General features: G+C 70.3%; 21 protein-coding genes. 11 read left to right on the plus strand and 10 right to left on the minus strand.

What is annotated here, in order from left to right:
• Positions 1–13: 13 nt before the first annotated feature.
• Positions 14–928 carry a serine hydrolase gene (locus ACFVJX_RS04880; protein WP_384123883.1) on the minus strand — a complete coding sequence of 305 codons (915 nt, stop codon included), beginning with the start codon at positions 926–928 and terminating at the stop codon, positions 14–16.
• Complete coding sequence (locus ACFVJX_RS04885; protein WP_384123885.1) at positions 925–1,788, minus strand: LysR family transcriptional regulator; 864 nt, start codon at positions 1,786–1,788, stop codon at positions 925–927. The genes ACFVJX_RS04880 and ACFVJX_RS04885 overlap by 4 nt, the downstream gene beginning before the upstream one ends.
• 198 nt (positions 1,789–1,986) lie before the next feature.
• Between ACFVJX_RS04885 and bla the strand changes: the two genes are divergently transcribed.
• The 8 genes from bla (at position 1,987) to ACFVJX_RS04925 (ending at position 10,194) form a co-directional block, all read left to right on the plus strand.
• Positions 1,987–2,910 carry a class A beta-lactamase gene (gene bla, locus ACFVJX_RS04890; protein ID WP_384123887.1) on the plus strand — a complete coding sequence of 308 codons (924 nt, stop codon included), beginning with the start codon at positions 1,987–1,989 and terminating at the stop codon, positions 2,908–2,910.
• Between the two features lie 62 nt (positions 2,911–2,972).
• A complete protein-coding gene (locus ACFVJX_RS04895; RefSeq protein WP_384123889.1) occupies positions 2,973–3,848 on the plus strand; it encodes a glycosyltransferase family 2 protein in 876 nt (291 codons plus the stop codon).
• Between the two features lie 310 nt (positions 3,849–4,158).
• Positions 4,159–4,920, plus strand: a complete 762-nt coding sequence (locus tag ACFVJX_RS04900; RefSeq protein WP_384123891.1) for a DeoR/GlpR family DNA-binding transcription regulator — start codon at positions 4,159–4,161, stop codon at positions 4,918–4,920.
• 118 nt (positions 4,921–5,038) lie between these two features.
• Positions 5,039–6,403: an ABC transporter substrate-binding protein gene (locus ACFVJX_RS04905; protein ID WP_384123893.1), complete on the plus strand. Its 1,365-nt coding sequence runs from the start codon at positions 5,039–5,041 to the stop codon at positions 6,401–6,403.
• 71 nt (positions 6,404–6,474) lie between these two features.
• A complete protein-coding gene (locus ACFVJX_RS04910) occupies positions 6,475–7,383 on the plus strand; it encodes a carbohydrate ABC transporter permease (RefSeq protein WP_384124070.1) in 909 nt (302 codons plus the stop codon).
• A complete protein-coding gene (locus tag ACFVJX_RS04915; RefSeq protein WP_384123895.1) occupies positions 7,380–8,270 on the plus strand; it encodes a carbohydrate ABC transporter permease in 891 nt (296 codons plus the stop codon). The genes ACFVJX_RS04910 and ACFVJX_RS04915 overlap by 4 nt, the downstream gene beginning before the upstream one ends.
• Complete coding sequence (locus ACFVJX_RS04920; RefSeq protein WP_384123897.1) at positions 8,267–9,256, plus strand: zinc-dependent alcohol dehydrogenase family protein; 990 nt, start codon at positions 8,267–8,269, stop codon at positions 9,254–9,256. The genes ACFVJX_RS04915 and ACFVJX_RS04920 overlap by 4 nt, the downstream gene beginning before the upstream one ends.
• Entirely contained in the window at positions 9,253–10,194 is a 942-nt protein-coding gene (locus ACFVJX_RS04925; RefSeq protein WP_384123899.1) for a PfkB family carbohydrate kinase, read from the plus strand. Before ACFVJX_RS04920 ends, ACFVJX_RS04925 begins: the two co-directional genes overlap by 4 nt.
• 23 nt (positions 10,195–10,217) lie before the next feature.
• On the opposite strand, the gene ACFVJX_RS04930 is transcribed toward ACFVJX_RS04925, so the two are convergent.
• The 3 genes from ACFVJX_RS04930 to ACFVJX_RS04940 all read right to left on the minus strand — a co-directional run bounded on the left by ACFVJX_RS04930 (position 10,218) and on the right by ACFVJX_RS04940 (position 13,567).
• Complete coding sequence (locus tag ACFVJX_RS04930) at positions 10,218–10,847, minus strand: hypothetical protein (protein ID WP_384124072.1); 630 nt, start codon at positions 10,845–10,847, stop codon at positions 10,218–10,220.
• Between the two features lie 56 nt (positions 10,848–10,903).
• Positions 10,904–13,216 carry an FdhF/YdeP family oxidoreductase gene (locus ACFVJX_RS04935; protein WP_384123901.1) on the minus strand — a complete coding sequence of 771 codons (2,313 nt, stop codon included), beginning with the start codon at positions 13,214–13,216 and terminating at the stop codon, positions 10,904–10,906.
• A gap of 171 nt (positions 13,217–13,387) precedes the next feature.
• Complete coding sequence (locus tag ACFVJX_RS04940) at positions 13,388–13,567, minus strand: hypothetical protein (RefSeq protein WP_384123903.1); 180 nt, start codon at positions 13,565–13,567, stop codon at positions 13,388–13,390.
• 244 nt (positions 13,568–13,811) lie between these two features.
• Between ACFVJX_RS04940 and ACFVJX_RS04945 the strand changes: the two genes are divergently transcribed.
• Entirely contained in the window at positions 13,812–14,639 is an 828-nt protein-coding gene (locus tag ACFVJX_RS04945) for a hypothetical protein (RefSeq protein ID WP_384123905.1), read from the plus strand.
• Between the two features lie 74 nt (positions 14,640–14,713).
• Entirely contained in the window at positions 14,714–15,427 is a 714-nt protein-coding gene (locus ACFVJX_RS04950) for a class F sortase (RefSeq protein WP_384123906.1), read from the plus strand.
• Between the two features lie 107 nt (positions 15,428–15,534).
• Here the strand turns inward: ACFVJX_RS04950 and ACFVJX_RS04955 are convergent, their stop codons facing one another.
• The 5 genes from ACFVJX_RS04955 to ACFVJX_RS04975 form a co-directional block, all read right to left on the minus strand.
• On the minus strand, positions 15,535–16,188 hold the full coding sequence (locus tag ACFVJX_RS04955; RefSeq protein WP_384123908.1) for a GPP34 family phosphoprotein: 654 nt from the start codon (positions 16,186–16,188) through the stop codon (positions 15,535–15,537).
• Between the two features lie 60 nt (positions 16,189–16,248).
• A complete protein-coding gene (locus ACFVJX_RS04960) occupies positions 16,249–16,944 on the minus strand; it encodes a DUF3159 domain-containing protein (RefSeq protein WP_384123910.1) in 696 nt (231 codons plus the stop codon).
• A 124-nt stretch (positions 16,945–17,068) separates the two neighbouring features.
• Complete coding sequence (locus tag ACFVJX_RS04965; RefSeq protein ID WP_384123912.1) at positions 17,069–18,982, minus strand: S9 family peptidase; 1,914 nt, start codon at positions 18,980–18,982, stop codon at positions 17,069–17,071.
• 98 nt (positions 18,983–19,080) lie between these two features.
• Entirely contained in the window at positions 19,081–19,749 is a 669-nt protein-coding gene (locus ACFVJX_RS04970) for a TetR/AcrR family transcriptional regulator (protein ID WP_384123913.1), read from the minus strand.
• Between the two features lie 601 nt (positions 19,750–20,350).
• Positions 20,351–21,694, minus strand: a complete 1,344-nt coding sequence (locus ACFVJX_RS04975) for a hydrolytic protein (protein WP_384123915.1) — start codon at positions 21,692–21,694, stop codon at positions 20,351–20,353.
• Between the two features lie 212 nt (positions 21,695–21,906).
• Between ACFVJX_RS04975 and ACFVJX_RS04980 the strand changes: the two genes are divergently transcribed.
• Complete coding sequence (locus ACFVJX_RS04980) at positions 21,907–22,629, plus strand: LuxR C-terminal-related transcriptional regulator (protein ID WP_384123917.1); 723 nt, start codon at positions 21,907–21,909, stop codon at positions 22,627–22,629.
• Positions 22,630–22,645: the final 16 nt, after the last annotated feature.

Here is a 22,645-nt window from a genome sequence, read left to right on the forward strand (position 1 = left end):
GCGTGCCCGGTCCTCAGGTGTCCTGAAGTCCCCGCAGCTCCTCCACCGCGGTCCGCGCCGCGGCGCCGATCACGGCGTCGGCGCGCGGCAGCCTGCTGTCGGCGCGGGCCGCCCGGGTGAAGACCACCGCGGTGTAGGTGCTGCCGTCCGCGAGTTCGACGACGCCGGCTTCGTGACGGAGGGAGCCGAACGTACCGGTCTTGCCGTACACGGTGACGTCGTCGTAGGGAAAACCCGAGGCGAGCCGGTGCGTCCAGGGCTGCCTGCGCATGGCCTCGCGCATGAACGCGCAGCCGTCGGCGGATGCGGCCTCACCGGTCCAGATCGCCCGCAGGAGCCGTGCCATGTCCGCGGGTGTGCTGGATGCCTCGAAGGCCGGGTCGTACACGCCTGCCGGTACGACGGTGTCGTTGTCCGCCACCCGGGCCAGGGCCGCGTCCAGCGACGGTGCTCCCGTCTCGGTGACCAGCCGGCTGAACGTGCTGACGACGCCGCCGTGGATGCGGGTGTCCGGCAGGCCCAGTTCGTGGCAGACGGTGTCGACCGCGTCGGCGCCGACGGACCGCAGGACGGCGGCGGCCGCGGTGTTGTCGGAGATGGTCATCATCAGCGTCACCAGATCGCGCAGCGACATGGTGACGGGGTCGCGCAGGACGGAGACGCCTGTCGGGCCGGGCACCCGGTCGGCGGCCTCCAGGGTGATCCGGTGGCACGGGTCGACGAGCCCCGCGTCCACGAGGCGGCAGAAGGCGGCCATCAGCGGCACCTTGTAGACCGAGCCCAGTGGCAGCTGTTCGTCCGCGTCGATGACCACCCGGACCGACGGGCGGCGCAGTTCCGCCACGTGCAGCCAGCCGCGCACCCCCGCATCGTCGAACATGGTGCGGATGGTGCGCTCGACGCCACCGCCGCGCCGGGGCTGACTCACGGTGCCACCTTCCCGGCCAGGGCGTCCTCGAGCAGCTGCGCCGTGCCGGCACTCTCCTCGGCACCCGGGCGCCGGGGATCCCAGGCCACTCGCAGGCGCAGCGGGAGCGGCGGGTCCGTGGCCGCCCGGCGCTCGACGCCGGACGCCGTCAGCGCCTCGTCCGCCGTGACGAGGACCGCCTGACCCGCTGCCACGAGCGCGAGCCCCGCGCGCTCGTCGGAGACCACCACGCTCTCCACGCGGCGTCCTCGGCTGGCCAGGGTGTCGATGAACAGGTCATGGGCCGCCGGCGCCTCGGCGCGCGGACGTACCGCGACGGGCAGCCGGGTCGGCACCGCCCTGCCGGCCCCGGCAGGCGCCAGGACCCAGGTCGGGAGCAGGATCACCCTGCCCGCGGCGAGTCCGTGCAGTACGGAAGGATGCCGGATCACCGCGATGTCGACGCGCCCGGCCGCGAGGTCGGCGAGCAGCGTGGCGGTGGGTGCCGTCACCATGCCGGTCCTGGCGCGCTCACCGGCCCGGACCGGCGCGGCCGCCACCTCTGCCGCGAGCGGTGCCGGTACCTCCGGGGCGAGTCCGATCCGCAGCCGCCGGCCGTCGGCCCGCTCCCGGGCACCGGTCTCGCGGAGCTCCGCGAACGCGGCCAGGGCGCGGCGGGCGTGCGGAAGCAGCAGGGCCCCCTCCTCGGTGAGGAACACCCCCCGCTCGCGGTCGAACAGGCGGACCCCCAGCAGCGCCTCCATTCTGCGCAGACCCTGTGACAGAGGCGGCTGGGTCATGCCGACACGCTGGGCGGCGGCACCGAAGTGCTCCTCCTCCGCCAGGGCGACGAAGATTTCCAGGTGTCGTTCGGTGAGCACTCCGTACCTCCTGGCGTGCGGTCATACGGCATGTGAATGAGGCAGATGCCGAGATGGTATTCGACATGCGGTCGGGGGGCGGACTTGACTCCTGGGCAGGCGCGGGGCGCGCCCGGCGACCCCGACACCGGACCGGTCGCAGTCCCGTTCCCGAGCAGTCCGACCCGTTGAACAGACGAGCAGAAAGCCCGTATGCCGATGCGCACTCGTACCCTCGTCCACCGCCGCGCCGTACTGACCGCGCTGGCCGCCCTCCCTCTCGCCGCCTGTACGAACGGCACCGACGCCGCCGCGCCGAGGCCGTCCGGCCCGCGCTCCTCCTCGCCCCCGGCCGACCCGCGCACCGAGCGTGCCTTCCGTGAACTGGAGCGGAAGTTCGACGCAAGGCTGGGGGTGTACGCGCTCGATACCGGCAGCGGACGCACCGTCACCCACCGGGCCGACGAGCGTTTCGCCTACGCCTCCACCTGCAAGGCTCTGCTCGCCGGTGCGGTGCTGGACCGGAACTCCCTCCGGCAGATGGACCGGCTGGTGCGCTACGGCCGGGACGATCTCGTCAGCGCCTCGCCGGTCACCGAGCGGCACGTCGCCGACGGAATGACGCTGCGCGAGCTGTGCGACGCCGCCATCCGCTACAGCGACAACACCGCGGCCAACCTCCTCTTCCACGAACTGGGTTCGCCCAGGGTCCTGCAGGACGCCCTGCGCTCTCTCGGCGACAACGTCACCCGCTGCGACCGCTACGAAACGGCGCTCAGCGACGCCACCCCCGGCGATCTCCGTGACACCAGCACACCGCGCGCCCTCGCCACCGACCTGCGCGCGTACGTCCTCGGCAGCGCCCTCCCCGCGGACAAGCGGGCCGTGTTGACCGACTGGCTCAGGCGCAACACGACCGGCGACCACACCATCCGCGCCGGTACCCCCGGCGGCTGGCGGGTCGGCGACAAGACCGGTACGGGGGGCTACGGCACGCGCAACGACATCGCCGTCATCTGGCCGCCCGGCGCGGCCCCGATCGTCCTCGCCGTCCTCTCCCGCCGCAGCACCAAGGACGCCGAGCGCGACGACGCGCTCATCGCCGGCGCGGCGAAGGCCGCCCTGGGCGCCCTCGCGCGGTGAGCGGGGGGTCGACCGCCCGGCACTAGGATCAGCAGCTTCGCCGATCGCTGGAGTACGCCGCCATGTCATTGCCTCGCCTCGGAGTCGTCATCGTCACGATGGGCACGCGCCCGAGGGAACTGGACGATCTGCTCGCCTCGGTGGCGAAGCAGGACGTGCCCGCGGCGAGAGTGGTCCTGGTGGGCAACGCGACGCCCCTCACCGATGTCGCGGCGGACGTCACCAAGATCCCGCTGGAAGAGAACCTGGGCTGCCCGGGCGGACGCAACGTCGGACTGGAGATGCTGAGCGAGTCGGGCGATGTCGATGTCGTCGTCGAACTGGACGACGACGGACTGCTCATCGCCGACGATGTGTTCCGCAGGGTCCGGGACCTGTTCGCGGACGACCCCGAGCTGGGCGTCGTCGGCTTCCGGGTCGCCGACGAGCACGGGGTGACGGAGCGCCGCTGGGTGCCGCGGCTGCGCGCGGACGATCCGATGCGGGGTGGTCCGGTCACCGCCTTCCTGGGCGGCGGACACGCCTTCTCGATCCCCATGCTCAAGCGGATCGGCCTGTGGCCGGCGGAGTTCTTCTTCGGCCACGAGGAGTCCGACCTCGCCTGGCGCGCGCTCGACGGGGGCTGGAAGATCCTCTACGAACCCGAGCTCGTCCTGCAGCATCCGCGGACGTCCCCGGCCCGGCACCCGGCCTACTACCGGTTCACCGCCCGGAACCGGGTGTGGCTGGCGCGCCGCCGTCTGCCCGTCCCCCTGATCCCCGTCTACCTAGGCGTGTGGATTCTGCTCGCCATGGCACGGATGCGGTCGGCGGCCGGTGCGAGGGCCTGGTGGGGTGGTTTCGCCGAGGGGCTGCGGACGCCGTGCGGCCCCCGCGGAGCCATGAAGTGGCGCACGGTGTGGCGGATGACCCGGCTGGGACGACCCCCGGTCCTCTGACCACCACCGGCAGTGGCCGGAAGGCACCTGTACCGGGTCCGGGCGAAACGGGCAGCGACTCGGGCTCCGGTCGGATTCGGTCGTCTGCCGCGGGCGCCGTTCGGGCGCGATCATTGGGTCAATCGGACACCGGCCACCGTGAATGAAATCGCTTCATGCCGGATGACCAGCTCGTATACCGGTGGTGAAGCGGGCGCGAACGGGCACATGTGAAGCTGTGAAGAGCCTGGTCGTCGTGGGTCCCTTGCTTGTACAAACGACTCATGAGCCCGAACGGGGCCTGAGCCGCAGCAATACAGGGAAGTGTGTCGTGGACACCGACGAGCGCCGACGAGAGATCCTCCAGATTGCCCGCCGGGACGGGTCGGTGGAAGTGACCGCACTGGCCGGGACGCTTCAGGTCGCCAAGGAGACCGTCCGGCGCGACCTGCACACCCTGGAGGAGCACGGCCTCGTACGCCGCACCCACGGCGGCGCCTACCCGGTGGAGAGCGCGGGCTTCGAGACGACGCTTGCCGCGCGCACCAGCCAACTCGTCCCGCAGAAGTCCCGAGTCGCGGCGGCGGCGGCCGACCTCCTCGGTGACGCGGAGACGGTCTTCGTCGACGAGGGCTACACCCCCATGCTCGTCGCCGAGGCGCTGCCCCGGGACCGGCCACTGACCGTGGTCACCGCCTCCCTCGCCGTGGCGACAGTCCTCGCCGACGCGGAGAAGATCACCGTGCTGCTCCTCGGGGGACGGCTCCGCGGCTCCACGATGGCCACGGTCGATCACTGGACGACCCGGATGCTCGCCGGATTCGTCATCGACCTGGCGTACGTCGGAGCGAACGGAATCTCCCGCGAATACGGCCTGACCACGCCGGACCCGGCCGTGAGCGAAGTGAAGGCCCAGGCCATGCGCAGTACCCGCCGCAGGGTCTTCGCCGGAATCCACACCAAGTTCGGCGCCGTGAGTTTCTGCCGCTTCGCCGAGGTCGGCGACTTCGAGTACATCGTCACGGACACCGGCCTGCCCTCGGCCGAGGCGCAGCGCTACTCGCGACTCGGCCCGCAGGTCATCCGCGTCTGACCACCGAACCCAGCCCGTCCCACCGCACTTACCGCAGCACCCGCCTCCCTGCCCGTCAGCCCGATCGGCTGACATGGCCCTTACAAATCCCTCGATGATGAGCGATCAGGAGAACCACATGCCCCACCTTCAGGAACGTCGAAGCAGGCTGAGTATGCGTCTGGGCGCCGGCGCCGCCCTCACGGCTCTGCTCGCCGGGTGCAGCGGCGCGGGCGGCGGCAGCACGTCCGGCGACAGCGAATCGATCAACGTCCTCATGGTGAACAACCCGCAGATGGTCGAGTTGCAGAAGCTCACCGCGGCCAACTTCACCAAAGAGACCGGCATCAAGGTCAACTTCACCGTGCTGCCGGAGAACGACGTACGCGACAAGATCACCCAGGACTTCTCCAACCAGGCCGGTCAGTACGACGTCGCCACCATCAGCAACTTCGAGGTGCCGTTCTACGCGAAGAACGGCTGGCTGCACCCGCTCGACGAGTACACGGCAAAGGACAAGGCCTTCGACCAGAAGGACATCCTGAAGCCGCTCCAGGAATCCCTCACCGCGGAGGACGGCAAGCTCTACGCCGAGCCGTTCTACGGCGAGTCGTCCTTCCTGATGTACCGCAAGGACATCTTCGCCGAGAAGAACCTGAAGATGCCCGAGAAGCCCACCTGGCAGCAGGTGGCCGACCTGGCGGCCAAGGCGGACGGTGCCAAGAGCGGCATGAAGGGCATCTGTCTGCGCGGCCTGCCCGGCTGGGGCGAGGTGATCGCCCCGCTGACCACCGTCGTCAACACCATGGGCGGCACCTGGTTCGACAAGGACTGGAACGCGAAGCTGGACTCCCCGGAGTTCAAGAAGGCCGTCCAGTTCTACGTCGACCTGGTGAAGAAGCACGGTGAGGCGGGTGCGCCCCAGGCGGGCTACGCCGAGTGCCTCAACAACATGACGCAGGGCAAGACGGCCATGTGGTACGACGCCACCGCGGGCGCCGGATCACTGGAGGCGACCGGCTCCCCGGTCAAGGGCAAGGTCGGCTACGTCGCCGCACCCGTCGAGAAGACCGACAGCTCCGGCTGGCTCTACACCTGGGCCTGGGGCATGCAGAAGGCGTCCAAGAAGACCGACAGCGCCTGGAAGTTCATCTCCTGGGCCTCCAGCAAGGACTACGAGAACCTCGTCGGCAAGACGGTCGGCTGGCCGAACGTGCCCGCGGGCAAGCGCGCGTCCACGTACTCCAACAAGGACTACCTGAAGGACGCCTCCGCGTTCGCGAGCGTCACCCAGCAGGCGATCTCCAGCGCGAACCCCCGTGACCCCGGCACCCAGCCGCGGCCGACCGTCGGCATCCAGTTCGTCGACATCCCGGAGTTCACCGACCTGGGCACCAAGGTCTCCCAGGAGATCAGCTCAGCCATCGCCGGCCGCAAATCGGTGGCCGACGCGCTGAAGGCCTCGCAGGCACTCGCCGAGAAGGTCGGCAAGGAGCAGAAGTGAGTGCATCGGTCTCCACTCCGGAAGTCTCGCCCGCCGGCGCCCCCGGCGCCGGCGCCGCACCACCCAGGGCCGTGAAGGCCCCCGGCCGGGCCCGCGTCTGGGCCACCCGCGCCCCTCTGCTGCCCGCCCTGATCTTCCTGATCGCGGTGACCCAGCTTCCGTTCGTCGCGACGGTCGTGGTCTCGTTCTTCGACTGGAACTCGCTCGCACCCGACAAGCGAAGCTTCAGCGCGTTCTCCAACTACGGAGAGGTGTTCAGCGACCCGAGCCTGCGGGACTCGGTGTTCACCACGGTCCTGCTCACGGCGAGCGTCGTGATCGTGAGCGTCGTGCTCGGGCTCCTCCTCGCCCTGTTGCTCGACCGCAAGTTCATCGGCCGTGGCTTCGTCCGCACCCTCCTGATCACTCCCTTCCTGCTGGTGCCCGTCTCGGCGGCGCTGATGTGGAAGCACGTGCTGTACAACCCCGAGTACGGCCTCCTGAACGGCGGCTGGGCCTGGTTCACCGGTCTGTTCGGTGTCGACAGCCCCGCACAGCCGGACTGGATCTCCGACATGCCGCTGGCCGCGGTCGCGACCGCCCTCGTCTGGCAGTGGACCCCGTTCATGATGCTCATTCTGCTCGCCGGGCTGCAGAGCCGGTCCGCCGAGCAGATGGAGGCCGCACGGCTGGACGGTGCGAACGCCTGGCAGATGTTCTGCTACCTGACGCTGCCGCACCTGCGGCGCTACCTGGAGCTCGGCGTACTGCTCGGGTCGATCTACATCGTGCAGAACTTCGACGCGGTGTTCACCATCACCGCCGGCGGTCTCGGCACGGCGAACCTCCCCTACACGATCTATCAGACCTTCTACCAAGCTCACGAATACGGACTGGCGTCCGCCGCGGGCGTGGTCGTGGTGATCGGCACCATCGTCGTCGCGACCTTCGCCCTGCGTGTGGTCTCGTCCCTCTTCAGTGAGGAGGCGAACCGCGCATGACCACCCTCACCGTTCCGCGCACCGCCCAGCCGGCCCGCGCCGACCACGCACGAGCGGCACGCAGGGGCAGGCGGCGTTCCACCGTCCTCGGCCTGCTCGCCTGGATCGTCGGCATCGCCTTCTGCGCACCCGCGCTCTGGATGCTGCTCACCTCCTTCCACTCGGAGGCCGACGCGGCGACCAACCCGCCGTCGCTCGGCGCGCCCCTCACCCTCGACGGCTACCGGGTGTTCTTCGGCGCCGGCGGCGGGGCGAGCCCCTGGCCGCCGCTGATCAACTCCGTGACGGCGTCGGTCTTCTCCACGCTCTTCGTGCTCGTGCTCGCGCTGCCCGCCGCGTACGCGCTCTCCATCAAGCGCGTGGAGAAGTGGACGGACGTGATGTTCTTCTTCCTGTCCACGAAGATGCTGCCGGTCGTCGCGGGGCTGCTTCCCGTGTACCTGTTCGCCAAGAACACCGGGATGCTGGACAACATCTGGTTCCTCGTCATCCTCTACACGTCGATGAACCTGCCGATCGCGGTATGGATGATGCAGTCGTTCCTGGCGGACGTACCGGTCTCCATCATCGAGGCCGCACAGGTCGACGGCGCCCGGCTGCCCACGGTGCTGGCCAGGGTGGTGGCTCCGGTGGCAGCACCCGGAATCGCGGCCACCTCGCTGATCTGCTTCATCTTCAGCTGGAACGAGCTGCTCTTCGCCCGCGTGCTCACCGGGGTGACGGCCCAGACCGCCCCCGTCTTCCTGACGAGCGTCGTCACCAGTCAGGGGCTCTTCCTCGCCCAGCTGTGTGCCGCGTCCGTCGTCGTGTCCCTGCCGGTGCTCGCCGCCGGCTTCGCCGCCCAGGACAAACTCGTCCAGGGCCTTTCGCTTGGAGCTGTCAAATGAGGGCTGCGATCATCGAGTCCGTCGGCAAGGTCTCGGTCGAGACCGTCCCCGACCCCACCCCGGGGCCCCGGGACGTCGTCGTCGCCGTCAAGGCCTGCGGGCTCTGCGGGACCGATCTGCACATCCTGCAGGGCGAGTTCGCACCCTCGCTGCCGATCATCCCCGGTCACGAATTCGCCGGGGAGATCGTGGAGATCGGCTCCGAGGTGACCGAGCTGGCCGTCGGCGACAACGTCGCGGTCGACCCGTCGCTGCACTGCCACGAGTGCCACTACTGCCGCAGCGGGCGCGGGAACCTCTGCGACAACTGGAACGCGATCGGCGTCAGCAAGCCGGGCGGTGCCGCCGAGTTCGCCGTCGCCCCGGTGGCGAACTGCGTGAAGCTCCCGGACCACGTCGACGTCGCCACCGCCGCCCTGATCGAACCGCTCTCCTGCGCGGTGCGCGGTTACGACGTCCTCAGCTCCACGCTGGGAGCCAAGGTGCTCATCTACGGTTCCGGCACCATGGGACTGATGATGCTGGAGCTCGCCAAGCGCACCGGCGCCGCCTCCGTGGACATCCTGGACGTCAACCCGGACCGGCTGACCACCGCGGTCGGCCTCGGCGTGTCGCGCTCCGCAGCCTCGGCCGACGAACTGGAGACGGTACGCGGCTGGGACGTCGTCGTTGACGCCACCGGCAACGCGGGCGCCATCCAGGACGGCCTCGCCCGGGTCGCCAAGGGAGGCACCTTCCTCCAGTTCGGCGTCGCCGACTACGCGACGACGGCCGTCATCGAGCCGTACAAGATCTACAACCAGGAGATCACGATCACCGGCTCGATGGCCGTGCTGCACAGTTACGAGCGCGCCGCCGCCCTGTTCGCCGGGGGAGTCATCGATCCCGCGGTCTTCATCAGCGACCGGCTGCCGCTGGAGCAGTACCCGCAGGCACTGGAGCGGTTCAAGGCGGGTCAGGGCCGCAAGATCGTGGTCGAGCCGTGACCGGTGGCCCCGATGCCGTACTGGTGATGGGCGAGGCGCTCATCGACCTGGTGCCGTCCGCGGAGGACCCGCGGACGCACCGGGCCCAGCCCGGCGGCGCGCCCGCCAACGTGGCCGCCGGGCTGGCCCGGCTGGGCACACCCAGCTGGTTCGCGGGCGCGCTCGGCGGCGACGGCTTCGGCCGGCTGATCGAGGAGCGGCTGGTCTCGGCCGGTACGGAACTGGGCCTGTGCGCCCGTTCGGAGCTGCCCACCGCGCTCGCGGTGGCCGACCCCGGCCCGGACGGCACCGGCTACCACTTCCACCTGCAGGACACGGCCACCTTCCGGCTGCCGGAGCGCACGGCCGATGTCGCTCGCTTCGGCGCCGTGTACGCGGGCGGACTCGCCGCGGTCGTCCCGCCGGCGGCCGAGGCGGTGGCGGCGACCGCGCGGGCGGCCACCGAACACTCCGTGCTGGTGGTCGACCCCAACGTCCGCGAGGACCGCACGCTGGACGGCTCCACCGGCCGCCGGCTGCGCGAGCTGTGCGAACTCGCCCAGATCCTCAAGGTCAGCGACGAGGATGTGACCGCGCTCTGGCCCGGCGCTGCTCCCGAGAAGACCTGCGAGCAACTGGCCGCGCACAACCGCCTGGTGGTGCTCACCCGCGGTTCCGCGGGCAGTACGGCCTTCACGGGCGGCACCGGACCGGTATCGGTTCCCGCGGTACGGGTCGACGTGGTCAACACGATCGGCGCCGGTGACGCGTTCATGGCCGCGGTGCTCAACTGGCTCGGCGACGCGGGAGCGTTCCGCGACGGCGGTGCCGCACGCCTGCCCCGCGACCGGGTGGCCGAGATGCTGACGTTCGCGTCGCAGGTGGCGGCCTCGGTGGTCGCACAGTCGGGGACGGAACCGTCGCGCCCCCGGCCTGTGGGCGCCGCGCATCAGGCGTGACGTCCGCGGGCACGAAGGACGGTCTACCCGGCCGGCGGCGCAGACGTCGGCATCGGGGCCACCCCGATGCCGAGGTCTGCGCCGAGCTTCGCGACCAGAGCGGGAGCCGAAGCGGGCGCGGACCGGGACGCCCAGTCCCCGGCTAGGGCCAGGAAACCGGTGAGCTTGTCGTGCACGGTCTGGAGGAGACCCGGCAGATCGGCGAGGGGGAGCTCGATGGGCGTCCTGGCCGGTGGGCCGCCCTCGGGCCACAACCTGACGAGTGCGTCCCTGTGCTCCACGCGCACGGCGGTGTCGTGGCCGAGCCAGAGATCCTCACCGCTCATCAGGCCGAGCCAGTCGCGCCAGTTCTCCAGGCCGAAGCAGCACCCCGGACCGCTCGTGGCACCGCTCGCGGTGTCCTGGAGCAGGATGCCGCCCGGCGCGATGACGGGATCGGCGTTCAGCAGGCTCCGGATACGGACGCAGGCATCCGTATCCGGGCCGTCCGGATCTTCGGAGCCGTCGTTGTAATTGCTCAGGACTGCCATCGCCGTACCGACCTCCAGCGGTGACATCCGGTCGGAGAGGGCCAGGAGGCGGTCGGGGCCCGGCGCGGCGGTGGGCCACGGGCCGAAGTCCACGGCGTCGAACGGCTCCATGACAGCGTCCATGATGAGCACGCACCCATTGTCGGTGACGGCCCGTTCAAGCCGCGAACGGCCCTTGCTCAGGCCGCAGGTCCGATGGTGACCTTGACGTGCTTCATGATCGGCTGGTCGCTCTGGGTGCTGTAGTCGCTGAGTGCGCACAGCACGTTCATCTCGGGCATGTAGCCGGCGGCGCAGCCACGGGGGATGTCGTAGGGGATGGCGAGGTAGCCGTTGAGCGACCTCCTGCTGCCGTCCTTCGCGGTGCTGGTGATGTCCACCGGTCCCATGTCGGCGATCTTGCGGTCGCGCATGTCGGCCCTGTTCATGAAGACGAGTGTGCGCAGGTTCTTGATGCCGCGGTAGCGGTCGTTGTCCGAGTAGATCGTGGTGTTCCACTGGTCGTGGGACCGCATCGTGCCGAGTGCCAGGGTGCCGGGCGCGGGGATGACGTCGGGCAGGACGGCGGTGGAGAACTCGGCGCGTCCGGACGGTGTGAGGAAGACCAGCTCGCGCGCGGGCTGCTTGATGCGGAAGCCGAGAGGCAGCCGCACCCGGCGGTTGAAGTCCTCGAAGCCGTCGAGCGCCTTGGACATGGTGTCCCGGATGCGGTCGTAGTCCTCGATGTACCACTCCCAGGGCGTGGCGCTGTCGGGCAGGGCCGCGCGTGCCATGCCCGCCACGATGGCCGGCTCGGAGAGCAGGTGCCGTGAGGCGGGGCGCTTCATGCCGACCGACAGGTGGACCATGCTCATCGAGTCCTCGACGGACGTGCTCTGGATGCCCTTGCGCTGGTGGTCCTTCTCGGTGCGGCCGAGACACGGGAGGATGAGGGCTCGGCGGCCGTGGACGACGTGGCTGCGGTTCAGCTTGGTGCTCACCTGGACCGTGAGGTCGCAGGAGCGCAGGGCCGCGTAGGTGTAAGGGGTGTCCGGCGCGGCGAGGGCGAAGTTGCCGCCCATGGCGACGAACACCTTCACGTCACCGCTGTGCATCGCCGGAATGGTGCGGACGGTGTCCAGGCCGTGCTCACGGGGCGGTTCGATGTCGCAGGCCTCTGCGAGGCGGTCGAGGAACGCGTCGGAGGGGCGGTGGTCGATGCCGCAGGTGCGGTTGCCCTGGACGTTGCTGTGGCCGCGCACGGGGGAGGGGCCGGCGCCCTCGCGCCCCAGATTGCCGCGCAGCAGAAGGAGGTTGACGATCTCGCGCACGGTGTCGACGCCGTGCTCGTGCTGGGTCAGCCCCAGGCACCAGCTGACGATGGAGCGGTCGGCCTCGCCGTACACGCGCGCTGCTTCGAGGATGTCGGCGCGGCTCAGACCGGACTGCTTCTCGATCTCTTCCCACGGGGTGGCCCCGCAGAGTGCGCGGTACTCATCGAAGCCGGTGGTGTGGCGGTCGATGAACTCCTGGTCCAGAGCCCTGGGGTCGCTCCCGGACCGCTCCAGGACCGCCTTCGCCATGCCCCGCAGCAGAGCCATGTCCCCGCCGATGCGGGGCTGCAGGTTCAGCGTGCTGGTCGGGGTCGCCTTGAAGAGGGCCATGTCCACGAAATCGTGGGGGACGATGGTGCGGGTGGCGGCGGCCTCGACCATCGGGTTGACGTGCACGATCCGGGCACCCCGGCGGTGGGCCTCGGCCAGGGCGGTGAGCATCCGGGGCGCGTTGGAGGCGGCGTTGACGCCCAGGATGAACAGCGCGTCGGCACTCTCCCAGTCCTGGAGGTCGACGGTTCCCTTGCCCGTGCCCAGCGAGGCCTGCAGGGCACGGCCGCTGGCCTCGTGACACATGTTGGAGCAGTCCGGCAGGTTGTTCGTGCCCAGTTCACGGGCCATCAGCTGGTACAGGAACGTGGCCTCGTTGCCCAGCCGGCCGGAGGTGTAGAACGAGGCCTGGCCGGGGCTGTCCAGTCCGCGCAGGGCACTACCGACGACCTCGAACGCGTCCTTCCAGCTGATCGGGACGTAATGGTCCGTATCCGGGTCGTAGACCATCGGTTCGGTCAGCCGGCCCTGGTTCTCCAGGTCGTAGTCGCTCCACCCGGACAGCTCGGTCACCGAGTGGGCGGCGAAGAACTCGCGTCCGACCCGCTTGCGGGTCATCTCCCAGGTGACGTGCTTGATCCCGTTCTCGCAGATGTCCAGATGCAGGCCCTTGGTGTCGTCGGGCCAGGCGCATCCGGGGCAGTCGAACCCGCCGTCCTCATGGTTCATCTTCATGATCGCCCGGGGCCCGTCCACCACCGCGCCCTCGCGTGCCAGGAACCGGCCCACGCTCTTCGCCGCACCCCAGCCCGCGGCGGGGTGGCGGTACGGGCGGAACTCCGGGCCCCCTTCGGGCACGGGCCCCGTCTCGGGCTCCAGGCGCTCCGGGTCGTCACTGTGGGGGCTCACGACTCTCGACCTTCCGCCATTCGGGCAGTGCGGGGCAGAACAACCCCTCGTCGGCAAAATATGTCCGCCGGCCAGGGCGCGCCACTCGACGGTCACGACGGTTGCCCCGCGTCCGCAGCCACCCGGCCCGCCTTCGCCGGTCGGTTCGCGGCGGCGGGCCGGGGCGGCGGATCAGCGCCTGTGCGACCGGCCCCGCCCCCATCCGCCGCCGATCCCGCCCACGTGAAGGGCCAGGGCCGTCAGGCCGAGCAGCATCACGTTCACGGAGGAGAACGCGTCGTTCGTCGCTATGTCGGCGGCGTTGATCAGAAAGGCGATGAAGAAGAGGACGGCTGCGACGATTGCGAGCATGGTCCGGGCTCCTGTTCTCGACTGTATCCACGTGTCGGGTGGAGCCCGTGTGCCCGCGTTCACCGCACTCATACGTCGTCAACGCGCCTAATGGGTAAGGGTGTTGGTCGTGCTCGGGGTGTGGTACGGCAACGGACTTCGTACTCGGACCAATCCTTCTCGCCGTCGGCACCGAATAGACGACATCAGCGACCGAACGCGGTTCCCGTTCCGTACGGGAGCCGCCGGAAGGGGATGCGTCTTCGTGATAGCCCGCCGTTCAACCCGTCTGACCGCTCTGCTCGTCGTGCCCGCCGCACTCACCCTCTGCGCGGCCGTGCCCGCCATGGCGCACGACGGCCATGCCGCCGGCAGCACCACGAAAGCGGCCGACGGCGACACGTACCAGATCGACCTGGAGCAGTTGAACGACTCCGGGGCGCACGGCACGGCCATGGTGAGTGTGGAGGGCGACCAGCTCACCGTGAAGATCGAGGCCGAGGGGCTTGTGCCCGGTCAGCCGCACGCCCAGCACATCCACGGCTCGACCGACGGCCATGACTTCCGCTGCCCGGACAAGAGCGCGGACAAGAACGGTGACGGCATCATCACCACGGCCGAGGGCCTGCCGATGTACGGGGACATCAACATCTCCCTGACGACCAAGGGCGACACGTCCAAGGACAGCGGCCTCGCCGTCGACCGGATGCCCGTCGCCGACAAGGACGGCAAGGTCAGCTACTCCCGGACCATCACCGTCTCCCAGGCCGTTGCCGACCACATCAAGGATCTGCACGTCGTCCAGCACGGTATCGACCCGAACGGGAACGCCAAGTACGACTTCGGCAAGGGCAAGAGCGAACTCGACCCGAAGCTGCCCCAGGAGGCCACCGCTCCCGCGAGCTGCGGCATGGTCAAGGGCGCCGCCGTCGGCTCCATGCCCGCGGGCGGTGTCGAGACGGGCGGCGGGACCACCGCGGGTGTCGAGTCGCCCGGCCTGCTCGCAGCGGGTGGCGCGGCCGTCCTCGCGGCCGGCGGACTGTTCGTCGTACGGCGCCGGACGCGTACGGCCGACGTCCGGCACGACGGCTGAGGCATACCGCACCCATGGATGCCGATGCCGGGTGAAGGCAGGGCCCGGCGACAGACTCAGGGACAGGTGGAGCGATGAAGGAGCGAGAGACGCGTGACGAGGACGGGCACCGGACGAGGTTCCGGCAGCGCGATGGCGTGCTCGTCGCCGTCGCCGCGGCTCTGCTCCTGACCGGTGGGCTGCTGCTGGCTCTGGGACTGGGCCGCCAGCAGCCCGCCCCACCCGCTGCCGCCGACAAGGGGGCCGCAACAGAGCCATCGGTACGGGAGGAGACGCCGGCCGCCTCGTCGCCGGCCTCGTCGCCGGCCGGCGAGCCGCGCACGGCACCGCTGCCCGCGTCCCGGCCCGTCAGCATCACGATCCCGTCCCTGAAGGTCACCTCCACCCTGGAGGACCTGGGGCTCGGGAAGGACCGTGCCATGGAGACCCCGAGGGACCCGGCCAAGGCCGGCTGGTACCGCCCCGGCGCCACGCCGGGAGCTGTGGGGCCCGCTGTGATCGCGGGCCATGTCACCTGGAACGGCACCCCTGGGGTGTTCTTCGGCCTCGGCAAGCTCGCTCCCGGCGACCGGATCAGCGTCAGGCGTGCGGACGGCCGGACCGCGGACTTCACCGTGGACCGGACCGCCCTCTACCCCAAGGACCGGTTCCCCACGGTCGAGGTCTACCGCAACCTCGACCACGCCGGGCTCCGCCTGATCACCTGCGGCGGCGACTACTCCAGGGACGACAGCCGCTACGCCGACAACGTGGTCGTGTACGCCACTCTGACCGGCAGCCACACCTGAGGGCTTTCCCGTAGCCCCTGGCGAGGCAGGCGGCGTCAGCCACGGCGCCTCGCCGCGTTGCCGAAACGCCCCAATCGCTCCGCGAGGAAGGCGCTGGGCCACCGTGCTCACTTCCCCCAGCCGCCCCCGACAGCCCTGCTGGACAGATACGAGTCACGCAGCGCCGCACGCAGACCCGGGACGATGCCGTCGTAGCGCGCGGCGAGCGTCTTCAGCACAGACCGGTGCTCGCGACGCTCCTTTCCGGTGAGGACGCTCGTCACCTCGACCTCGGCGGCGAACACGGCCATGGTCAGCTCGTCCACCGGGATCTCCGCCGGATCGGCGCCGCCGAGTACCGCGTTGCGTACGCTCTCCTGCAGTGCGAGTACCTGGTCCGGGCCGTTGACGACGACCCGGTCGACGGGGAGCAGGCCCAGCCGCTTCTCGTGATGGACCGTGACCGCACCCGTCGCGGCAAGCTGGTCGCGGACTGGTTTCTCGGCCGTGTGGGCCTTGTTGTGCACGAACTGGAGCCACCGCTTGGGCTTCTCCGTGGGCAGATCCCGCCACACCTCGGCGAGGAACGGGTCGCCCGGCGGCTTGGCGGCGCGGCGCGCGACCTTCCCTCCTTCGGCGGAGACCAGCCCGTCGATGGCCAGCTCGGTCAGCGCCCCCGCGCGCAGCAGCTGACCGCGCCCCTGGAGGTTGGTGAGCTCGAACTTCCCTTTGTCCACGGTGTAGCAGAGCAGGTACAGGTTCTGGGGCAGTGACGGGCGCATCGTTCTTCCTCTGCGTTCTGTCGACGGGGCGCACGGACGGCGGCTCTGGCGGGCGGCGGCTCAGCCGGATTCGGTGGGCGGCTCCGCGGCCCCCGCCCCGAGCCGGCTGCCGGAGCGCCGGGCGGCCCAGAGGACCACCAGGAAGGCGAGTGCGAGCAGCGGGTAGCCCATCGCGATCTTCGCTACGGCCAGCCACCCGGTGCGGTCCCCGTCGTAGAGCCACTGCTGGACGACGACCCGGGCGGCGAACACCCCCACGAGCGCGAGTGTGGCGATGTCGTAGTAGTGCCGCGAGGCCTTGTCCTTGAGCCAGGTGGTTCCGGTGCCGTTGAGCGCGCCCCAGACGACTCCGGCCAGCGGTCGGCGCACGAGGACCGAGAGCAGGAAGAGCACACCGAGTGCGACGTTGCTCCAGATGCCGGTCAGGAAGAATCCCTTCGCCGATCCGGTCTTCCAGGCGACGAACGCGGCGACCGCGACACCGAACAGGCCGGAGAGCGCGGGCTGGAGAGGCTCCTTGCGCACCAGACGCAGCAGGGAGATCGCCACTCCGACACCGAGGGCGGTGCCGATCGCACCGGGCAGTCCGAAGGAGGCGTTGCCGAGGACGAAGGCCACGATCGGCAGCGCCATGTACACCAGGCCCGTCGTGCCTCCCATCTGTTCCAGAGGTGTCTGCTTCGGCTCACCTCCCGGGCTGTTGCCCTGCCCCTGCGGGGCGGGTGCCGGGTGGGTGGTGGGTACGTGTTCGGTCATGCGGGTTCAACTCCCCAAGTGGTTGGGTGTCCGTACGGTTTCCGGCGGCCGCCCTCTGCGGTGGGCCGGCGGGGCGTCCCGGTGTTCGGCTCCGGGCCGGCGCCGAGGAGCGACGGCTGCTCGGCTACTCCGCGCCCGGCCGTCCGCCCAGATGGCGGGCGAGGAAGCGGTCTGCGGCGTGGAACACGTCGATGTTGTTCTCCGGGTTCACGAACCCGTGGCCCTCGTTGTCCTTGACCAGGTACTCGACCTCGACCCCGCGGCTGCGCAGCGCGTCGACGATGCGGTCGGACTCGGCCCTGACCACCCGGACGTCGTTTCCGCCCTGGACCACCATCAGCGGCGCGCGGATCCGGTCCACCCGGCTGATCGGCGAACGGGCCAGCATGTCGGCCTCCTGTCGCGGGTCGTCGGGGTTGCCGGCGTACAGGTACCAGTTGTTGGTCAGTTGCGGCTTCGCGAAGTCCGGCACGGTGCGCAGGAACGTCACCAGGTTCGACACGCCGCAGAAGTCGACCGCCGCGGCGAAGACGTCCGGGGTGAAGGCGACACCGACCAGGGCGGCGTAACCGCCGTACGAGCCGCCGAAGACCGCGACGCGGTCCCGGTCCGCGTACCCCTTGTCGACGGCCCAGTCGACGGCGTCGATGAGGTCGTCGTGCATCTTCCCCGCCAGCTCCCCGATCCCGGCCTTCAGGAACGACGTGCCGTAGCCGGTCGAGCCCCGGAAGTTGACCTGGAGCACCGCGTATCCGCGGTTGGCCAGCAGTTGCGCGACGGGGGCGAAGCCCCAGCTGTCACGGCTCCACGGCCCGCCGTGGACCAGCAGGACCATCGGGAGCGCGGAAGGCGCGACACCGACGGGCAGGGTCAGGTAGGAGGGGAGGGCCAGACCGTCACGTGCGGTGATGGTGACCGGTTCCATGGGGGCGAGCGTGTCGGGGTCGAGGTGCGGGTACGGCCGGAACAGCAGCCGGCTCCGACCGGTGGAGTGGTCGTAGAAGTACGTGACGCCGGGGTCCCGGTCGTGGGTGAAACGGACGATCCAGCGCTGCCCGCCGACGTCGCTCGACAGGGCGCCGACGTCGCCGTCGGACAGTTTCTCCAGGTTCTCCAGCACTGCGGCGAAGTGCGGGTCCAGCGGGTGGATCACCTGCCGCTCGCCGAGGTAACGCACGCCGATCAGCTCACCCGTGCGCCGGTCGTGGATGAGCGGCGACGGAAGGGCGGGGAAGACGGCGCAACGTGTGTCGAGGTCGTAGCGCGGGTGGCTGTCGACCGGACTCTCCTCGGCGGTGGCCAGATCGAGCCGGACCAGCACGGTCCGGTCGGTGTGCCGGTTGGAGCCGAGCCACACTCCGGTGCCGTCCGGTGTCAGCCGGAACGGTGTGATGCCAAGGGGGTGGTCGGTGCCGTCGAACGTGGTGACGGGGCGCGTGTTCCCCGTCCCGACATCCCACTGCGTCAGCTCGATGTGCCCGTCGGCCGTCCAGGTCTGCGCGTAGAGGTCGCCGCCGGGCGTGTGCGTCCAGCCGGCGACATGGCCCGGGTTCTCGGCGAGCATCGTCAGTTCACCCGTGGCGATGTCGGCTTCGTAGAGATCGAACTCGACCGGGTTCCTGCGGTTCAGGTGCAGGAGCGCCTTGCCCGGCCGCGAGATGTTCGTCTCGAAGCCCGTGGCCGTGGCGCCGGGAAAGGGGGTGAGATCGACCGCCGCGGCATCCGGGTTCTCCAGATCGACGCGGTACACGTGCCACATCTCGTCGCCGTCGCCATCCTGCTCGTACAGCAGCCACCGGGGGTCGTCCGTCCAGTGGAAGGTGTGCACGCTGCGGTTGCCGTCGGCAGTGACGCAGCGAGCCTCCGACTCCCCGTCGACGTCCTCCACCCATACGTTCAGCCGCCCCCGCCACGGTGCCAGGAAGGCGATTCTGGCGCCGTCGGGTGAGATCGACGCACCGGCGCGGACGGGCGCTCCGAAGAGTTCCTCGACGGTGAGGTGCGGGGCCTTGCGGGTGGCTCGGGAAACAGTCGACATGACGACACTCCTTCGGGGTTCGTCTCGGTACGGGCGGTGCGGCTTCCAGCTGTGCGGCGCCTGCTGTCCGGCGCCCGGCGCGGGGCGCCCGGCGGCACTCAGGCGACGGGGTCGCCGACGACTCCGCCCGTTGCCGTGCGGATCGCGTGGGCGTAGCGCCGGGATACGGCCTTCACGTCCTCGAACTCGGTGACGTCGGCGCCGGCGAGCAGGGCGGCCCCGATGTGCTCGTCCAGCACCCGTACGACAGCGGCCGCGGCCGCGGCGTGCATGCGGACCTCCAGGTCGCCGGTCCGGCGCTCGAGGCGGTCGCCGATGATCACGCACATCTCCCGCTCGGTCTGGTCGCAGGCCATCAGCCACGCCGTGCGGAGCGCCGGCTCGGTGTCGGCCAGCCGGATCATCTTCATGGCGAGCATCTCGTCGGCCAGGTCGACGGGCGGCGCCTCGTGACGGAGCCTGCTCAGCTCCGTGCTCAGGTGGTCCTCGAGCGAGCTCTGCCGGGGCCAGCGGCGCAGCACGCTCAGCAGGGTGACCACCCCTTGCATGACGACCGGCTCGGCGCAGCTCTCCTTGCTGCGGAAGTGTCTCCAGATGGTGCGTGTGGAGAGTCCCACGGCCTCGGCGATCTGATCACCGCTCGTGGCGGCGACTCCCTGTTCCCAGAACAGGCGCGCCGCCTCCCGGGAGATCTCCAGACGAAGGCGCAGCCGTCGCTGCTCGCTCATCCCTCCGCCGCTGCGCTGCTTCTCCGTCATGCGCGTCATCACCCTCTCCTCGCGTGTCTTCTAACGACAGTATGTCACTTAGTGACACGCTGGCTAGCGCGCGGAGCCGGAGATCTTGGTTTCCAGGGGTGATCGAGAGGTCGCGGCAGGGCTGTGGCCAGCGGATATATGCACGCGCGTCATCTCGGTGATTCATTCCGGCCGGACCTGATGGCGCGGTGATGCACGGAGTCGGGTGTTCCCGGATGTTCCCGTGTGCCGGGGTGTTCAGGGGGAGCCGGGGGAGGGTTCCGAGGGGGTGGTCACTCGGACGTGCGAGGTGCGGGCCGGCGCCGCCGGCGTACGCCGGTCGCACTGTCACCTGTCACGGCGAAAGTCGGCCACTTTGTCATCCCGCGGGACGTTCCGCGCGCCGGGCGTCACCAGGGCGGGCCCGTCCGTCAGCGGTTGGATCATACGGGGTGGCGAGTGAGGCGGTGTGGGGGATCGCCGGAGGGCCGGCGCTCCGTGCGGCGCTGTCCGAGGTCACCGTGTCGCGTGTCCGCCCGTGTCCGGACCCGGTGTCGATTTTCGGACGAAGCGATAAATCTCCCGTTTCGGACGGCACCTCACCGGTCGATATTGTCCCGGAAGGCCTGGTTCATTGCCTGGCTGGGCTGAGCACACCGCTCACATTCAGGACTTCGTGGCAGCCCGACGCCCGACGCCCGGTGGCCGGTGTGCCCGGCTTCGCGCAGGTCACGTTGACGGTCACGGTGTCGTTCTCGGTGATCTTGATAGGGGTGACCCAGTGATAGTCCTGGTTGCGGAAGGTCTCCAGCGCGATCGTGGTGATCTTGCGGTCGCCGAACGTGATGGTCAGCACCCCTTCGTCACCCTGGAAGTTGGCGACGACGATGTCCGTGATCCCGAACTCCTGGTCCGCGGGCACCTTGTAGGTGCCCGCGTTGGAGGCGCCGCCGGATGTCTTGAGGTCGATGGTCGCCGAGCTCTGCTGGCCCCCACCGGCCGAAGTGCCGTCCCCGCCCGTCCCTGCCGTGGCTCCGGGACTCGCTCCGGGCGTCGCGCCCTTGTCGCCGCCGGCCCCGGCGTCCGCACCGCCGCCGGAGCCGGCGCCCGGAGACTGCCCGTCCTGAGTGCCGCCCGGCGTCGGCCGTGCCTGGACCGCCTTGGTCGCGGCCTCCTTCGCGGCGCTGCGCACCACCGGGCGGACCAGGGTGAACCAGGCCAGCAAGAGCGCGAGCAGCGCGGCGAGCACCGCGATCAGCCACTTCGGGAAGACCGGGATCTGGACGAACTCCGCGTTCAGCGGCGCCCGGACGGTGATCTCGTCCGGCTGTGCGTCGGCCTGGTCCTCAACGGACTCGGCGGCGTCCAGCGTGAACGGCCACACCACCGGGGAGCCGAACCACACCGGCTTGCCGGTGCGCACCCGCAGCCGGACCTCCGCCGATTCGCCCGGCTCCAGCTTCGGCTTCGCCGGACTGAAGGTGAACCGCAGCTCCTCGCCCGCCTGACCGGTGGTGAACTCCACCTGCGCCGGGGCGTTTCCCAGATTCCGCACCGCCGCCCGGTAGCGGCCGCGCAGCCAGCCGCGCCGGCGACGCGGAGCCAACTCGCTGTGCAGCTCGTGGAACTCCTCCACGTGCACGGTGGTTTCGGGAACCCGCACCGACTCCGGGTGCTCGGTCGGCAGCACCCGCACACCAAGAGGTGTCTCGCCCGGCCGGGTCTCCGGAGAACGGGGCGGCTCCAGACGGATCGTCACCGTCTCGGAGGTACCGGGGTAAAGGGAGACCCGAGGGGGCTCCACGGTGGCCCAGGGGGCACAGTCCCCGACGACCTCCAGGCTGTACGCCTCGACGATGTCGCTGTCGTTGCGGACGGTCAGGGTGGTCGTCGCGGTGCTGCCCGGGGCCACGGTCACCGCCGGGATGTCGCGGCCGGGGGCACTGGGGCCGGAAGGGGCTGCAGAAGGCGTCACGCCGCCACGGTAGGACCGCACCCGGACCGCCGCGAGGAGCACGAGGGCAACATCCGGGCAGCCGCGATGCCCGGGAAGTCAAGACCAACTCCGTTGTACGGGTGAGCCGTTGATTCTGCCGCCCGTCTCGCGCGCGCCGCCCGCCCGCGTCCGACCGGCGGCCCCGCCCCTTCGTCATTCGCCCACGCACTCATGAAACAGGAACCCCGCCCATGACCTGCCCAGAGCAGTACAGCCCGGCCATGTCCGTTCCCGCACCACGTGTCTCCATCCAGTCCGCCTCCTCGCACCGGACCGCGCGCCCCGAGCGCTCGGACCAGGTGACCGTGGCCGTCTACGCCGCCGACCCGGTCCTGCACGTCGGCGTCGTGCAGCAGTTACGCCGACGCCCCGAGGTCAGCCTCCTCGACGAGGCCGACGCGGAGACGGCCCAGGTGTCGCTGGTCGTCGTCGACACCGTCGACGACCACGTGACGGCCCTGCTGCACCGGTTACGGCACAACAGCGCCACCCGCACCGGCCTCGTCGTCGGCACCCTCGGAGCCGGCGCACTGCAACGCGTCATCGAGTGCGGTGTCGCCGCGGTACTGCGGCGCGCCGAGGCCGGCCAGGACCAACTCCTCCACCTGGTGCTGGCGATAGCCAACGGCGAGGGCGTACTCCCGGGCGACCTGCTCGGCAAGCTGCTCACACATGTGGGCAGCCTCCAGCGCTCGGCGCTCGACCCGCGCAGCCTGTCCCTGTCCACACTGACCACGCGCGAGGCGGACATGCTCCGCCTGGTGTCGGAAGGCATGGACACCGTGGAGATAGCCCGCAAGACCGCGTACTCCGAACGCACCGTCAAGAACGTCCTGCACGAGATCATCACGCGCCTGCAACTGCGCAACCGGGCCCACGCGGTCGGCTACGCACTGCGCAACGGCCTGATCTGAGGCCGTCCGGGCCATC

It is taken from the genome of Streptomyces sp. NPDC127177 (genome assembly GCF_042672475.1).
Classification (GTDB): domain Bacteria; phylum Actinomycetota; class Actinomycetes; order Streptomycetales; family Streptomycetaceae; genus Streptomyces.